Raw genomic sequence first — 15,016 nt, forward strand, 5'->3', positions numbered from 1 at the left:
CCTCAGGCTTGCGGCATGAAATCGACCCCCCAAGCCGCTCGAAAACTCCTGCACTTATTTGCCTGTGGCCTGATCGTCGGACTCCTTGCGGGGTCGTTCGTATACTTGCGTGCCGTGTTCAACGAAGAGGTCTCGCAGCGCCGCAGTTTTATGAACGAGGCGGTGTTCAATGCCCAGGATTTTTTCGTCAGCCGCCAGACGCTTCTCAAGAGCCTGGTGCTGGCCACTGTGCCTGATCATCAGGCAGGCCAAACGGTCGCCGGTATTGATCCACAAGAAGAGGTCAACATCAGCCTGGGCAGTGAGGCTGGCCACTGGAACCTTTGGCTGACCCGGCGGATGATGGATTATTTGCACGAAAGCAAAGTCAATCTGTTGTATGTGCCGCAGACGGATAAGCCCAAAGTGGTGTGTTTGTTCGACTCTTCAGGCAACCTTGAACCGCTGCCCAAAGTGGTGTTGCAGCGCCTGCTTGATGAAGGGGCCAAGGCCTATTCATTTGGTGATGATCTGTGGCTGACCGACAGCAAGGTCCTGAATGCCCCCTTTTATTTATTTTCCCGACTCGATAACCGTAACCTGTCTTCCGGCTGGCTGGGCATTGAGGTCGAGGTTCCGGATCTGGTAGAGGCCTTGCGCAGTGAAAGTGCCGGTGACTTCATGCTGCTCAACGGTCAAGGCCAGATTCTGTTCACCAACGCCGCACAATCCACTCTCGTCAATTCATTGCAGACGCTGGAACCCAAGAATTCATTTGGCTTTATCGGTAGTGGCTGGTTGCCCGATAGCCTGGCAATCACGAAGAAGCTGGGCTATTCGGGCTGGCAAATCGTTTATGCCTTAGATATCAAATCTCTATTGCCAGTTTTGGGCGGGCCTTTGTTGGGCTGTGTTTTGTTGTTTATTGCCGTCTGCATCGGCTTGCGATTACTGATTGTGCGCATTGATCGGCGCCTGATCACCCCGGGTGAGAAACGCATTCAGGCGCTGGTTGAAAGTGAGGCGTTCAGTCGTGCCGTATTGCAAGTTGCACCGATGGCCCTGTGTGTAATCCGGCGCACAGACGGCACCGTGGTACTGGAAAACTCCTTGTCACAACAGTGGCTGGGTAACGGCACTGAGCGCAGCAAGTTATGCCATGGCTGGATTTCACGCGCGTTCGATGAATGTGACTTGCGCAACAGTGATGAGATCGAAATGGAGGATGGCCGTCTTCTGTACCTGGCCTTTGCCCCTACGCGCTACAAAAGTCAGGACGTGCTGATTTGCGCGTTCAGCGACATCAGCGCACGTAAACAGATTGAAGTAACCCTCGAACGTGCCCGGCAACTGGCGGACCGGGCCAATGAGGCCAAGACTCTTTTTCTGGCAACCATGAGCCACGAAATCCGTACACCCCTGTACGGTGTTTTGGGCACGCTGGAACTGCTGGCGCGTACCGAACTTAACGATCAGCAGAACAACTATCTCAAGGCTATCGAACGCTCATCCGGCAACTTGTTGCAGCTGATTTGCGACGTGCTGGATGTGTCGCGTATCGAGGCGGGTCAGCTGCAACTGGAACTCAACACCTTCAGCCCTCTTGAGCTGATAGAAGAGGTGGTCCTGGGCTACAGTGGCGCAGCCCAGGCCAAGGGCCTGCAGTTGTTTGCATTGATTGATTCAACGGTGCCCGAGTGGCTCAGCGGTGATGTCACCCGCATCCGCCAGATCTTGAATAACCTGCTCAACAACGCCCTGAAGTTCACGGACTACGGAAAAATTGTCCTGCGTCTGAAAATGGACAGCCGTGATGATGAGCGCGTGATGCTGCACTGGCAGGTTTCCGATACTGGCAAAGGTATTGCCCATGAAGAGCAGGCTCATCTGTTCGAGCCTTTTTATCAAGTGGAGTCAGCGAAAAACGTGGTCGCCGGCACCGGGCTGGGCCTGTCCATCTGCAAGCGCCTTATGCACTTGATGAACGGCACCATGCGTCTGGTCAGTGAGCCGGGATTGGGTAGCAGTTTTACCCTGCATCTGCCCTTGGTGCAGGTTAGCGAACCGGCGCGTTTTAGCCCTTTTGGCGAGTTGGCTGCCCGCGTTGTTTATGTGGTTTCCCCCGTGCGCGAACTGGCCGAGTGTTATTGCGCCTGGTTACGCCGTTGGGGTGCGCGGGCTCATCTTGGGGCGCCGAAACCAGGGGATGCATCCGATGCTGCTGTTTTATTGGAGCTGCATCCCGGCGCTGCCCGGCAATTGCTTGAACCTGGCTGGACAGGACCGCTGGTGGTAGCCGCCAGTGACATGTCGGTAGCTCCCGCCGTTGAAAACCCTTGCTGGCAAGCGGACCTGAGCAGCTTGCAGGACGTCTATCGTGCCCTGTGCAAGGCCCAGGGCATGGGTATTGGCAGCGATCTTGAACCGGGTACGGTGAAGACGGAACTCAAGCTCGGTTTGCGCATTCTGGTTGCCGAAGACAATGTGATCAATCAACTGATTCTGCGTGATCAACTTGAAGAGTTGGGTTGCACAGTGACATTGGTCAGCGATGGACTGGAAGCACTCGAGCGTTGGCGCGACGACGATTTTGATCTGCTGCTGACCGACGTCAACATGCCGAAAATGAACGGTTATGAGCTGGCGGCCCGGTTGCGGGCCATGAACATAACGCTGCCGATCATTGGTGCAACGGCCAATGCCATGCGTGAGGAGAGCGAGCGCTGTCTGAATGCGGGGATGAATCACTGCCTGATCAAGCCTTTTACGCTGCACACCCTATACAACTGTCTTCAGCACTTCTAAAGGAGGATCCAGTGAAGCCCTATCGTGTACTGGTCGTTGAGGATCACCCTTTTCAGCATGAGTATTTGCTGAACGTTTTCAATGAGGTGGGTGGCTTTACAGTTGACACCGTTTGGGATGGCGATGGCGCGCTGGAGTGTCTGGCGCGTCATGACTATGACTTGCTGCTCAGTGACTTGCTGATGCCTGTGATGGATGGTGTGCAACTGATCCAGAGAGTTGCCGCCCTGAAAAATAAACCGGCGTTGGCACTGATGAGCGCCTCGTCCCGGCGCATGCTGATTAGTGCGGGGCTGGCAGCAAAAAACCTGGGTATTTCAGTGATTGGCCTGATCTCCAAACCGGTCGAGTTCAATGCGGTACAGCGCTTGAAAGAGCGGATGGAGCTTTTCCGCCTTAACGGTGATACGGACCCCTCACTGGCCATTGAAGTCGACCCGCAGAGTATCGAATTGGCCATGGCCAACGGGCAGATTCAAGCATGGTTCCAGCCCAAGAAATCCCTGCGCAACGGCAATATTCTCAGTGCAGAAGCCCTGGTGCGTTGGGTGCATCCCGAGGCCGGCTTGTTATTGCCCAAGGACTTTCTGACCTTGTTGATCAGCCACGGTCTTGAAGAGCGGCTGTTGTGGCTGATGCTGGAGCAAACACTTCAAGCCCAAAGACAATGGCGAGAGCAGGGCTGGGATATTCCGGTTTCAATCAACTTGCCCACGCATTTGCTGGATAACCATGCGCTCGCCGACCGTCTGCGCGACGCTGTGATTGCTGATGGTGGCGAGCCACGCAGTATCGTTTTTGAACTGATGGAGAGTTCAACCACAGAAGAGCTCAGTAATTACTATGCGGGAGCTTGTCGTTTGCGCATGATGGGCTTTGGCTTGGCCCAGGATGATTTTGGCAAGGGATTCAGCTCTTACTTCAATCTGGTTTCCACTCCATTCAGTGAGCTCAAGATTGACCGGTCGCTGGTACATGGCTGTGTCGAAAACGAGAATCTGGCGTCAGCACTGCGCAGCCTTGTTGAACTGAGCCGCAAGCTGGGCCTGACAGTTGTCGCCGAGGGCGTCGAGACACAGGCCGAACTCGAGTTTCTGCGCAGCATCCAATGTGATCAAGTGCAAGGTTTCCTTATTTGCGGCGCTATATCGTGCGCCGACTTTGAAACTCTTTTACTGGACGATAGCTCTAAGCCATCACTGGGGTAGCTGAGTGCGGCGCCACGGGTCTTGTTCTGCGCTCGATCTGTAGAAACCGGGGGCGCCGGACTTGCCATGTCATCAATGTGGAGCCAGGCAATGCGCGAATTAAAGGTAGTGATTGCCGACGATCATCCAGTGGTGGTACTGGGGCTTCGGGAAATGATTCAACGTGATGAGTATTTCTCCCTGGTAGGCGAGGCGCTGAGCTCGTCGCAGTTGGTCGAGCAGTTGCAGTTGCATCAACCCGAACTGCTGATTACTGATTTCAACATGCCAGGGGATGAAACCTATGGCGACGGTCTGCAACTGATCGAGTACATCATTGAGCATTTTCCCGGGGTCAAGATCCTGGTGCTGACAGTCATGAGCAATCATCTGATTATCTCGCGCTTGCTGGAGCTGGGTGTGGCAGGCGTGATTGCTAAAAGCCATATCCGCGAAGAAATAGGCAAGGCCCTAAGTGCGTTGGCCAACGATCGGGACTATACGGCCCCGGCTGCTCCAGCCATCTCTGTGGTGACTAACCCCAAAGTCATTGATGAACGTTTCTCCACACTTTCACCCCGTGAAGTTGAGGTGCTGAGGCTGTTTGTTGCGGGCAATAGCGTGGGTGATATCGCCCGCCAATTGAACCGCAGCGTTAAAACCGTGAGCACCCAAAAGGTGGCTGCGATGCAGAAGCTGGAAGTGCTTAACGACCATGCCTTGCTGACCTATTGCATCAAAGCGGACCCCTTCGAATAGCTGTAGTGCTCTTCCAGTGCAGGAGTCATGTTTGCCATGCCGCAAATGAAAGTCTTATTGGCCGACGACCATCCGATTGTGTTGATGGGCGTGCGTGAAATCATTGAGCGTGACCCGCGTTTCAAGGTTGTGGGCGAAGCAATGAGTTCCTCGGAGTTGATCGACAAAATTTCGTTACTCAAGCCTGATGTGATTATTACCGACTACAACATGCCGGGTGACGATCAATATGGTGACGGCACTCGCCTGGTGGAGTACCTGCGCCGGCATTTTCCCGAACCCAAGGTGTTGATCCTGACCGTTATAACCAATGCACAAGTACTGACCTGGCTGTATGAGCTGGGTATCAGCGGTGTCATTTCAAAGAGCGCTGGGCTTGAGCAGATCCTGGTGGCGCTGGACGCGTTCTATCGCCAAGGGCACTACCAGCAGGACCAGCCGCAAGGGGACTTGAGTGAGGGCGCCGATGACCTTTCGCAAAGGCTCAGCCAACTGACGGTCAAGGAGTTCGAGGTCCTGCGTCTGTTCTCTACGGGGGTGAGTGTGAGCGATGTCGCGCATAGCCTGAACCGCAGCATTAAAACCATCAGTACCCTGAAGATTTCGGCGATGCGCAAACTCAATGTCGACAATGATCAAGCGCTGCTGATCTTGTGCGTCAAGGCCAATCTTTTTGCCTGACGCAGCGGTTTACAGATAGATCATTTCCATCAATAGCGTTGAGCTGTAACTGCCGATTGCGGGCAGCTCCTCCCCGGTCTTGACCGGCCGCACTGAGAGCTGGAGCTTGAGCCGCGTTTCTTCAACCGGGAAGATCAATTGCTCGCCCAGCTTCAGGTCAATCACTTTCAACGTACTGGTCATGTCGCTCAGGCGGGTTTTCAGCCCCAGTCTGTCGAGCGTGGTGCGCAGTGTGCTGCTGTCAAAAGCACCATTGCCGGCGCTGAAACGCAGGTGTACCTGGCTGCCTTTGATGCATTGAAAGTCCAGGCTGACATCGGTCCAGCCGGTGATGTCCGAGTTCAGCGAGTTGAGGTTTGTCTTGGGGATATCCACGCTTTGCGAGGCCGGGAAGTTGGCTGTGCAGGGTGGTTTTATCAGAGTGCCGCCCACCTCTATCAGGGCGGCATCCTCTGCACAGATGGCCGGGCTGAGCAACAGCGCTGCGGTGGACAGCATCGCCACCCACAGGCTCACTCTGGCGAGCATGGACATCTCACAGGTACTCGATACTGATAACAGCCGAAGTGCTGAATGCACCCTCGGTCAACGCACCAAGGGCAATCAACTTTGCTTTCATACTCAGGTCGACCGTGCCGCTCTGGTTGGTCAGGTTGCGTTTGGTCCCGGTAATGTTGGCCGCCGTGCTGTCGCTGTTCCAGAGCAATGAATAAGCCAGATTGGTTTTGCCCGTTGAGGCCTGTGTGGTTGAGCCTTGAATCGTGCGGGCTGCCAGAATGCTCACCGCCAGTACCGAGTTGGCCGGGCAGGTCATGGTGAGGGGGATGTCGATCAGCGCGGCATCGGCCACCTGGTCATAACGCAGGCTGCCGAAGTTGGCGGTCAGCGTCTTGCTGCTGGTCAGGTTGCAGGGCGGACGCGTCAGGGTGCCGCTCAGGTTGATGGTCACAGTGTCTGTTACGGCGTTGGCGGTCGAGCTGAGCAGGCCTGCGAACAGTGTCGCAGCCAATGTCAGGGATAATTTCATGGTTGAGCTCCTTACTTGATCAGAGATAGGTGATGTTGAGGGTGTACTGACTGTAAAAATTTCCGGTAGGCGAAACACTGGTATTCAGGCGCGGGCGAAAACCAAGGCTGATGTTGTTGCTGCCATTGGTCAGCGCCAGCGTGCGTGGGCTGTTGAAGCTCACTGCCGTGTTGGTGTCAGCCCAGGTGGCAGCCATCGACAGACCGGCCAGAGTTGTGGCTGAAACGCCCGGGCTGCCGCTGATGGCCGCCTGGGTGGGTACCAGCGTGGCGGTCGCTTGCGTACCGCGAGTGCAATTCATGGTGATATTGGCAATTTGCTGCGAACTGGCGAAGTCATTGCTGCTGAGTGTGCCAAAGGGCAGGTTGAGGGTTTTTGCCGAGCCCATCGAACAGGCGGGCTGGATGACCCGGAAGCTGAGAATGACGGTCTGCAAGTAGTCGCCGTAAGCCTCATAACCTTGGATAGAGGTGTCTGTGAGCGTGACACTGACCATGTAGTTGCCAGGCGTGACGGGCGCCGTTCCATAAAGCAGAACGTTGTAGGAAAAGGTGTTGCCCACGTACAGCTGCACACAGCTCCACGGCATGCATGTAGTGGTCGCAGTCCCGATGGGCAGCTCGGGAACCATCAGTCCAGAGTTGGTATGAAACACCTGGACCTTGCTGCCTCTGCCCTGGTTGTAGAACTGGCTGTGCTGCAATGACGCGCCAAAGGGAAACCAACGGGTAACCCGGCAGTTGGCTGTCATGTTGGCGGTATAGCTGGTGGATGGCGCAAGGTCGCCCAGCTGAATGATGCCGGTGGTGCCCGTAGGGGTGCATGCGAGGTTGTTTTCAATCAGTGCAAACGCTTGCTGACTGACAAGTCCCAGCAACAGGCAGAGCAGCAACAAGCAGACTTTGACCAGCCCCGGACGAGATGATTTGACGTTTGATTCATGCATCGGGAGTACCTTGAGTGTCTGGCGATTTGGCATCGCAACGGATGGTCAGTTGCCCGATGCCAGTCTCTGACAGGTTGTAGGTGTTCAGGTCCAGGTCCTTGGCGCACCAAGGCTGGCCGTTGACGTTGATCAGCAGCCGCGCCTTGTCCGGCACGCCAGTCATAAATACCCGGCCCTTGTCGGCTACCATCGCGCTGCTCAGCAGAGTGCCCTTGGGGTCATACAGCTGCGCTTCGGCGGCGAAAGGGGCGGGCTTGCCAGTGCTTGAGCTGACGCTGACCAGCAGGCGGCGGCCGTTATGGGTTTCGAAGTTGGCCAGGACAAAGGCACCACGATTGGGGGTGACTTCCTGTACCAGGTTGGCAATGTCGGTGTTGTCCGACAGTGAGTCAGTGTTGAGCGATACCTTGTTTTTGCGGTACGGCTGCGCCGAGGGAATAATCGTGTAGCCACTGCCGTTGGTCTTGATCCCGCTCTTGGTCAGCACGCCCACATCGGCGGCGCCGGGGGTGGCGACAATGATGTTGGTCTCGCCCAATGGCTGGGTGAACATCACGGTATTGCGGATGGCAACCACGCCGCCTTCCACGCCATAGTCCATCTGACGGGTGTTCTGATCCTTGTTATAGGAGCCGTGCCAAATGGCATTGGCCGCGTTGTAGCGGGCCGCCACCGAGCCGCCGAGCACGCGGTCATCGTCACTGATCTGCTGATTGATGCCCAGGTTGTACGACAGGGCATCGTCCTGCAGTTGCGAGCCGCTGAAGGTGGCATTGCGGCTGGCATTGCCGGCGGAGTCCTGGTTGGTGCTCAGGCCGATGCGGCTGCTGCTGCCCGGGCTGCCCAGCGGCAGGCTGACGCTCAGCGACACGCTACGGATGTCGTCGCCCATGCCGCTGTTCTGTGACAGCCCCAGGTTGTAGGAGGCGCTGGCAACACTGAAGCTGTAGCCCAACTGAATGGAGGTATTGCTCTTGGCCCGGTTCCAGTAATCGGTTTTGGTCAGGTTGGCGTACATGCCGCCCCAGGTACCGAATTGTTGCGATACGTTGGCGGTAAAGCTGCTTTTCATATGGCCGGTCAAATAGGGGGAAAACGCCGCACTGTTATTCAGGGTTTCATCGACATAGGGCTCTAGCGAGTTGTTGGAGCGTGCGTTGATTGCCTCGTTGAAGCTGTAATAGCCGCTGGTGGAGTAGCGATAGCCAATCAGGCTGAAGCTGGTATCGGTCAGATCGATGGATTTGGAGTACCGGAAGCGATATGACTGGCCCGACAGCGTTTTGGCGTCTGCGCCCATGTCTTCGCTGATGGCATGGGTCACGTCCAGGGAAATCGCACCAAAGCCGGCAAAGTCGTGGGCAAAGCCAAGCAGCGCCGATTTGTATTGTTCGCTGACGATGCTGCCACCGAACAGCGTGGTGCCCTCGGTCAGGCCGCGGCGATAGGTGCCTTGTACAAAACTGGGCTTGGGCGAATTCTGCGCGCCTTCTGCCGGGCGATACTGGCCTGCGGTCACAGCGTAGCTTTGCTGGCCTTCACGCAACATGTAAGGCACAGAGGCAAATGACTGGATGTAGACCTGGCGCTCGCCATTGGGGCCTTCGATGGTGACTTCGATATCGCCGTTGCCCGCGGTCGAGTACAGGTTCTTGAGGGCGAACGGGCCTGACGGCACCCACTGTTCACTGATGACATAACCGCGCTGGCGCAATGTCACCAGCGAGCGGCCGTTGGCAACCCCACGCACTACGGGGGCAAAATTACGCGCATCATCGGGCAGCATGTCCAGATCAGAAGCGATCCCCACGCCGCGGTAAGAGATGGTGTCGAACAGATCGCTGTCGGTGGCGCTTTCACCCACCGTGGCAATGGCCATAAGGTTGCCCAGGTCGCGCTGGACATAGGTGTCCACCGATTTCCAGCTGCCGTCGACGTTAGTGCCTTTTTGCCAGGTCGAGAAATTGCGAAAGCGCCAGGCGCCGCTGTTGAACCCGCTATGAACACTGCCGAACTGGGATTGGCGGCTGCCGAACTGGTTCTCGTAGTCGCTCCCGGAAAAACTGTAGTTGGCGAAGGCCACCTGCTCGCCATCGCTCCAGGTCTTGCGCCGGGTTTCAAACGGCACGCTGCCGATATACGCCTGGGGAACCTGCAGGCTCAAATGCTGCTTGTTGAAGTCGTAATCGTAGGTGACGCCGGTAAGGTCACGGTTGAAGTACACGCAATTGTCGGCGCTGATGTCCGCATTTTTCAGGCGTGTGGGGTCAATTCCCAAATCCATCAGGGCCTGAAGGCTGAAGCAGGGGAACAGGCCGTTGGGAGTCGATATCTGGCTCGCGGTTTCTCGCACAAAGTGCAGGTCGCGCTGCTCCACAAGCCGGTCATCCACTGACAGGTCAACCCGGTAGATCCCCGGAAGTTGACCCTGGCTCATGGCTTTTACTTGCTCGGCCACTTCGCTCGAAGCGTTGCCGCCGCCAATTTCCAGAAAAGAAGAGTCAAAACTGTAGTCTGCATGCACTGCGGTTGTTGCAAGACCTGTAGCCGCAACGGTCATCGTGCTCCAGCACTTTACTCGGCGCGCGAAGGCGCACATGCGCAATCGCAGCATGAGGGGGTCCTTCCATTCAGCGGATTATTCAGTGATCAATGTGGGGTAACGGGTGCGGCCTTGACTGTGCTGCCGTACTCGTTGATGTAGCTAAGTTCTAGGCTGTCGCTGTTTTTCAGCGCTATCGGAGTGGTGACGGTGCTGCCGGGCTTGATAACCTCGGGCATGCCTTTGCTGGCGCTGTTGTTGACCAGCAACTCACTGACCACTACGTTGTAGCCTGACGGGTTATGCACCGCCAATTTCCCGCCTTCGGTCCGCCACTGAAGTTTTTCAACTGCTTCGGGCAATGTGCCCTTGAGGTTGGCAGGGCGATAAAACAGTTTGATCGTGGTCTTGAGTGCTATTTGCAGCACGTTCTGGTTACGCTGTTCCTCGCTCTTGGCCGGGATGGCTTTGACATTGAGCAAAAACAGACTTTCTTTGTCATCGGGCAGGTTCTGAGCGTTGGTGGCAATGATGCGCAGAAGGTTCTGGCCCTTGGCATCCAGGCGAAACAACGGCGGTGTGACAATAAACTCATCGGCGCTGGCGTCGCGGTCATCGAACGGGCTGACCCACGACTGCACGAGATACGGCACACCGTCATCACCCGAGTTTGAAAGTGCAAGGTTGGCTTCTTTCTCCTTGCTTTGATACACAACGCGCGTAGAACCCACGTTGACGCCTGCATGAACCTGGGGCAGCCAGAAGCTTGCTGCCAGTGCCAAAAAGGCTGCAACTTTTAAACGCATTAAGATGTCCTCTGGTTAACGCCAGAGCTCGCGATCAATCGCGATCAACCGCGAGCTCTTCGTTAAATGCATAAATTACTTGTAGGTAACGTCGAAACTGGCCAATGCATTGACTTTACCGGTGCCGATGCCACGCACACCCGGGGTCTCACCCGAAGCTGCGGTGTCGGCAACCAGGCGAACATAGGATGCGGTGAAGTCGAAGGTGTTGGACTGCGGACGCAGAACGTAATCGTTGCTGGCCGTGTTAAGTGGCAACTTGTTACCGGTGCGCGCGTCGTTGATCTGGATACCAACGCCGGGTACCTGGTTGTCACCGGTCATGCCCAGCACGGTTGCATCAGTGCCAGCTTGTTGGCCGCTGAATTTGATGGAGGCGTTTTTCAGGGTCGAGCCGCTGCAGTTTTCCAGCGAGATCGAAAATGGTGTGGCGCCAGCAGTGGCGACAGCCCCTACAGTGTTAGGGAAGTCGGCAATACGGACCTGGCCCATATCAACCGCTTTTTTAACGCTTTCGCTGTTGATGGTGCATGCGTTGTCGTTGATAGTGCCGGTGAATTCAACCTGACCATCAGCCGCTTGAGCGGTAGCAGCAGCCATTACGATCAGCAGCGAAGAGCCACAAAGCGCGGTGTATTTGCCAAATTTATGAAACATGAGAGAAGCCCTCTACAAACCAATGATGTGTGATTTCCATTATTTAATGCCCCCCCTGCCAACGGCTCGCCGCGGCAGGTGATGCAAAGGATGCAATTGCCAGAGGAGAATCCCCATCAGACAATTCCTGTTCGGCTTGCTCAGGCCATTTCGAGGGCGCAGAAGTGGCGGCGCAAGGCTCGTGGCGAGCGCAGTGGGGGCTGGCGGATAGTGCAATGTGTAACCCTTTGGCTAGCAACAGGCTTGCCTATTTCCTCCCAGGTCATCGACGGCGCTAAATCATGAAGCAAGCTAAGGTACGTCTCGGTGCGCTGGCACTGAGCTCACTCAGACTGAACAAACTATTGCTCCTGCTCACCGGGTTTGCCCTGCTGCTGGTGAGCATGAGCTATTGGGCGGTTAATCGAGTGCTGAAGGAGGAGGGCGAGAAGACGGATTTTCATTTCGCGCGGCTGATGGAAAGCATTCATGAGCATGAGACCTTTTTGCGTATTGCCGTTCAAAGCTACAGTCAGGCCAATGAAAACCTGCTGATAGATAGCCAACCGCACTCGCACGAGGTACTGATCCGTCAGGGCGATGAGCGCTTGTTCCAGAACCGTGACACGGCCAAGTCATTGCCCTTTACGGTGAGCCAGCGAGACAAGTTCACCCATGCCGAAATGCAGGGCGTCTACTCGCTCGGTGTGCAGTTGACCGACCTTTTCACGGCTTACTGGTCCGATTCCCACTATGTGGCGCCGCAGGTATTTGTTTTTTCCCCCAGCGATCAATTCACTATTGCGGTGCCCGGTATTGAGGGCACGCGGCAGTCCCCCCTGTTGCTCAAAAGCAACTTTTTCGATGTGACCAAACGTTTGTACGATGAACTTATGGTGCATCGCCATGCCCTTGGCAGTGATGAGCTGATCTGGATAAAAGCTCCGCAGGACCTGATTCAAAAGCGCAAGTACATTGTCGGCGCCGTCGGGCTGAATCTGTCGCGCAACTTCATGCCACCTGGGGCTGAAGCCAATGACCTGGTGATCCTGAACGCGTTACTGGACGTCAGCGATATCGGTGATCTGGAGCGCTTGCTGATGCACCCCACCAACAGCCGTTTGACCTTGATCTCGCCTGCCGGCGATGTATTGCTGGGGGACGCCGGGGATGTCGAGGATCTGCCCCTGGGCTTGAGCATTACCCGCGATGGTCTGCGCTTCAAGCTGAGTTCGGGCGGGGCCACGCCCTGGGTCGGGTTGTACGCGATCAGTTATCAGAACTTCTTTGGCTATGCCAAATGGCCTTTGGCCGGCGCGGCGGGCCTGCTGGTGTTGTTTGGGCTGATCGGCTGGCGCTTCAACCGCTGGTACCGCAAGCAAATCATCGAACCTGCCCAGCGTGCCAGCCAGTCCCTGGCCGAGAGCGAAGAATTCAATCGGGCCATGCTCGACAGCGCACCCGTGGGATTGTGCGTGGTCGAGCGCAGCACGGGAGAGATCCTGCTGGAAAACCAGAGGGCGCATGAGTGGCAGGGTACCCCTGAACTGATTGCCCTGCTGAAGCGCGATTATGGTGAGCACGAACTGGGAGAGGTCCAGTTGGAAGTCGCGGGGCGCTATCTGCAGGCCTGTTTTGTCTTTACCCGTTACAAGGGCAAGAACGTGGTGCTCTGTGGTTTCAACGACGTCACCCGGCATGTGGATGACGCCAACCTGATGGAGCAGGAGCGGCGTTCGGCTGACGAAGCGAGCAAAGCCAAGACTCTGTTTCTGGCAACCATGAGCCATGAAATTCGTACGCCTCTATACGGGGTACTGGGCAATCTTGAACTGCTGGGCCTTACGTCTCTGAATGAGCGCCAGCGTGAATACCTGCAGACCATTCAGCGGTCGTCTACGGTGTTGTTTCAGTTGATCAGTGATGTGCTGGACGTCTCCAAGATCGAGTCCGGGCAAATGGCTGTCGAGGCCAAGTCCTTCTGTCCGCTGGACTTGTTTGAAGACTGTGTGCGCAGTTATTCAGCCGCGGCGAGCAATAAGGGCTTGAAGATTTTTGCCTGTGCCGACGCGCAGTTGCCGCCATTGTTGAGTGGCGATGCGGTACGTATTCGGCAAATCATCAATAATTTGCTGAGTAACGCAATCAAGTTCACCGACACCGGCTGGGTTGTCTTCAGGCTCAAGGTGATTGGCATCGAACAAGGGCAGGCCGCGTTGCAGTGGCAGGTTTCCGATACCGGCGTGGGGATCAGCGAAGAGCAACTGACGCGCCTGTTCAAGCCCTTTTCCCAGGTGGGTGGCAGCGAACGTGCAGGCGGTGCGGGGCTGGGCCTGTCCATTTGTGCGAGCTTGAGCGAGATGATGGGCGCGAATTTGCGAGTGGTCAGTGAACCGGGGCTTGGCAGCAGCTTTTCGTTGCATATGAGCTTACCGGTTATCGCCGGTTCACTGGGTAGTTGTGCCGATATCGACCTTGAGGGGGTCCGTGTTTACGTGCGCGCTGCGCGCAATGATATAGGGCAGATCCTGGCAGACTGGTTAAACCATTGGGGCGCTCGCGCCCAGGTTATGCCGGCAGCGCTTCCTCCCGACTACCCTGCAATCCTGCTGGATCTGGACCCTGACCAGCCGCTGACAGTGCCCTGGCAAGGTGAGCGGCTGCTGGCGACCGAGTCGGGGGGCAGCCAGCCGCAAAGAACTGCCCGTGGCTGGGAGGTCAATGCCTATGATATTCGCGCCATTGGCAGAACGCTGATGCAGATCGCCCATGGGGCTGTCCCCCAGGCGTCCGCCAGTGTGGTGCCCTATGCCGCAAAGCTGGAGTTGAATGTCCTGGTCGCCGAGGACAATCCCGTCAACCAGGAGATCCTCAGGGAGCAGCTGGAGGCCCTGGGGGCCCGGGTTACGTTGGCAGACGACGGGCAGCAGGCCCTGTCGCGCTGGAAGGAAGCGTCATTTGATCTGCTGATCACCGACGTCAATATGCCCAGACTCGATGGCTATCAGCTGACGCGCCGCTTGCGTGAGCTTGACCCGCGGGTGCCGATTATTGGTGTGACCGCCAATGCCCTGCGTGAAGAAGGGGAGCGCTGCCTGGAAGCGGGAATGAATGTATGGCTGGTCAAGCCCCTGAGCCTGACCACATTACGCCAGACCTTGTCCGCCTTGTGCGCAGCGCCTGCCGAGCTGCCTGTTGGCGTCCATGATGCCCCCGATGCACCCCTGCAGACGGATGATCTGCAAGACTGGATCAGCCTGTCGCCAGCCATGCATCGGCTGTTTATCGCCACCATGCAGGAGGATCTGGCGCAGGCTCAGCTGGCGTTGCAGCAGGGCAATACCTCGAAACTGATCAGTTATGTGCACCGGATGCACGGTTCTTTTGCCACGGTGGGCGCTGTCAATTTGGCTGAGGCCTGCAATCAGTGCGAAATTGCCTTGTTGCGTGAGCCCTTGAACCCGGTCTCGGTCGCGGCCAATGAGGTGTTGCTCGAACGTTTGCGCAGGGTGGTCGCGAGGCTGGTTGACGGGGCGTTATATCCCGGCAGCCAGTAACGTTACGGCCACGTTCAGCGGGCTTGCGGATCTGCCGGTGATCACAGTGGCCGTTTGTTGTACCTTGGAATCGTCCCTCCCAACAATAATA

11 protein-coding genes are annotated in these 15,016 nt (G+C 56.5%); 5 read left to right on the forward strand and 6 right to left on the reverse strand.

Annotated elements, in window-relative coordinates; all coding sequences use genetic code 11:
- Positions 1 to 15: 15 nt before the first annotated feature.
- From QN377_RS11285 to QN377_RS11300, 4 genes are all read left to right on the forward strand, one after another.
- Positions 16 to 2,784, forward strand: coding sequence for an ATP-binding protein (locus QN377_RS11285; RefSeq protein WP_095021246.1), 2,769 nt, complete (start codon positions 16 to 18; stop codon positions 2,782 to 2,784).
- 11 nt (positions 2,785 to 2,795) lie between these two features.
- Positions 2,796 to 3,992, forward strand: coding sequence for an EAL domain-containing protein (locus QN377_RS11290; protein ID WP_095019678.1), 1,197 nt, complete (start codon positions 2,796 to 2,798; stop codon positions 3,990 to 3,992).
- 90 nt (positions 3,993 to 4,082) lie between these two features.
- Positions 4,083 to 4,730 carry a response regulator gene (locus QN377_RS11295; protein ID WP_095003207.1) on the forward strand — a complete coding sequence of 216 codons (648 nt, stop codon included), beginning with the start codon at positions 4,083 to 4,085 and terminating at the stop codon, positions 4,728 to 4,730.
- Between the two features lie 36 nt (positions 4,731 to 4,766).
- Positions 4,767 to 5,411, forward strand: a complete 645-nt coding sequence (locus QN377_RS11300; RefSeq protein ID WP_095019691.1) for a response regulator — start codon at positions 4,767 to 4,769, stop codon at positions 5,409 to 5,411.
- A 9-nt stretch (positions 5,412 to 5,420) separates the two neighbouring features.
- Here the strand turns inward: QN377_RS11300 and QN377_RS11305 are convergent, their stop codons facing one another.
- From QN377_RS11305 to QN377_RS11330, 6 genes are all read right to left on the reverse strand, one after another.
- A complete protein-coding gene (locus tag QN377_RS11305; RefSeq protein WP_232527630.1) occupies positions 5,421 to 5,939 on the reverse strand; it encodes a fimbrial protein in 519 nt (172 codons plus the stop codon).
- Between the two features lie 7 nt (positions 5,940 to 5,946).
- Positions 5,947 to 6,438 carry a fimbrial protein gene (locus QN377_RS11310; RefSeq protein WP_095019676.1) on the reverse strand — a complete coding sequence of 164 codons (492 nt, stop codon included), beginning with the start codon at positions 6,436 to 6,438 and terminating at the stop codon, positions 5,947 to 5,949.
- A 19-nt stretch (positions 6,439 to 6,457) separates the two neighbouring features.
- The gene (locus QN377_RS11315; protein ID WP_095021237.1) at positions 6,458 to 7,384 is read right to left on the reverse strand and encodes a fimbrial protein; all 927 of its coding nucleotides are present in this window, start codon (positions 7,382 to 7,384) and stop codon (positions 6,458 to 6,460) included.
- Positions 7,377 to 9,998 (reverse strand): fimbria/pilus outer membrane usher protein, encoded by a 2,622-nt coding sequence (locus QN377_RS11320; RefSeq protein ID WP_095031443.1) that lies wholly within the window; start codon positions 9,996 to 9,998, stop codon positions 7,377 to 7,379. The genes QN377_RS11315 and QN377_RS11320 overlap by 8 nt, the downstream gene beginning before the upstream one ends.
- Before the next feature lie 35 nt (positions 9,999 to 10,033).
- On the reverse strand, positions 10,034 to 10,732 hold the full coding sequence (locus tag QN377_RS11325; protein WP_095019673.1) for a molecular chaperone: 699 nt from the start codon (positions 10,730 to 10,732) through the stop codon (positions 10,034 to 10,036).
- Between the two features lie 75 nt (positions 10,733 to 10,807).
- On the reverse strand, positions 10,808 to 11,389 hold the full coding sequence (locus QN377_RS11330; protein WP_095019672.1) for a fimbrial protein: 582 nt from the start codon (positions 11,387 to 11,389) through the stop codon (positions 10,808 to 10,810).
- Positions 11,390 to 11,670: 281 nt separating this feature from the next.
- Here QN377_RS11330 and QN377_RS11335 point away from each other — a divergent pair, with 281 nt between their 5' ends.
- A complete protein-coding gene (locus QN377_RS11335; RefSeq protein ID WP_095021235.1) occupies positions 11,671 to 14,925 on the forward strand; it encodes a hybrid sensor histidine kinase/response regulator in 3,255 nt (1,084 codons plus the stop codon).
- Positions 14,926 to 15,016 lie beyond the last annotated feature (91 nt).

Source organism: Pseudomonas sp. CCC4.1 (genome assembly GCF_035019225.1).
In the GTDB taxonomy this organism is placed as follows: domain Bacteria; phylum Pseudomonadota; class Gammaproteobacteria; order Pseudomonadales; family Pseudomonadaceae; genus Aquipseudomonas; species Aquipseudomonas bubulae.

Excerpts from the sequence above, each read along its gene's own strand:
- QN377_RS11285 (WP_095021246.1), top strand. The coding sequence starts at position 16 with ATGAAATCGACCCCCCAAGCCGCTCGAAAACTCCTGCACTTATTTGCC.
- QN377_RS11295 (WP_095003207.1), top strand. The coding sequence starts at position 4,083 with ATGCGCGAATTAAAGGTAGTGATTGCCGACGATCATCCAGTGGTGGTA.
- QN377_RS11300 (WP_095019691.1), top strand. The coding sequence starts at position 4,767 with ATGCCGCAAATGAAAGTCTTATTGGCCGACGACCATCCGATTGTGTTG.
- QN377_RS11305 (WP_232527630.1), bottom strand. The coding sequence starts at position 5,939 with ATGCTCGCCAGAGTGAGCCTGTGGGTGGCGATGCTGTCCACCGCAGCG.
- QN377_RS11310 (WP_095019676.1), bottom strand. The coding sequence starts at position 6,438 with ATGAAATTATCCCTGACATTGGCTGCGACACTGTTCGCAGGCCTGCTC.
- QN377_RS11315 (WP_095021237.1), bottom strand. The coding sequence starts at position 7,384 with ATGCATGAATCAAACGTCAAATCATCTCGTCCGGGGCTGGTCAAAGTC.
- QN377_RS11320 (WP_095031443.1), bottom strand. The coding sequence starts at position 9,998 with ATGCTGCGATTGCGCATGTGCGCCTTCGCGCGCCGAGTAAAGTGCTGG.
- QN377_RS11325 (WP_095019673.1), bottom strand. The coding sequence starts at position 10,732 with ATGCGTTTAAAAGTTGCAGCCTTTTTGGCACTGGCAGCAAGCTTCTGG.
- QN377_RS11330 (WP_095019672.1), bottom strand. The coding sequence starts at position 11,389 with ATGTTTCATAAATTTGGCAAATACACCGCGCTTTGTGGCTCTTCGCTG.
- QN377_RS11335 (WP_095021235.1), top strand. The coding sequence starts at position 11,671 with ATGAAGCAAGCTAAGGTACGTCTCGGTGCGCTGGCACTGAGCTCACTC.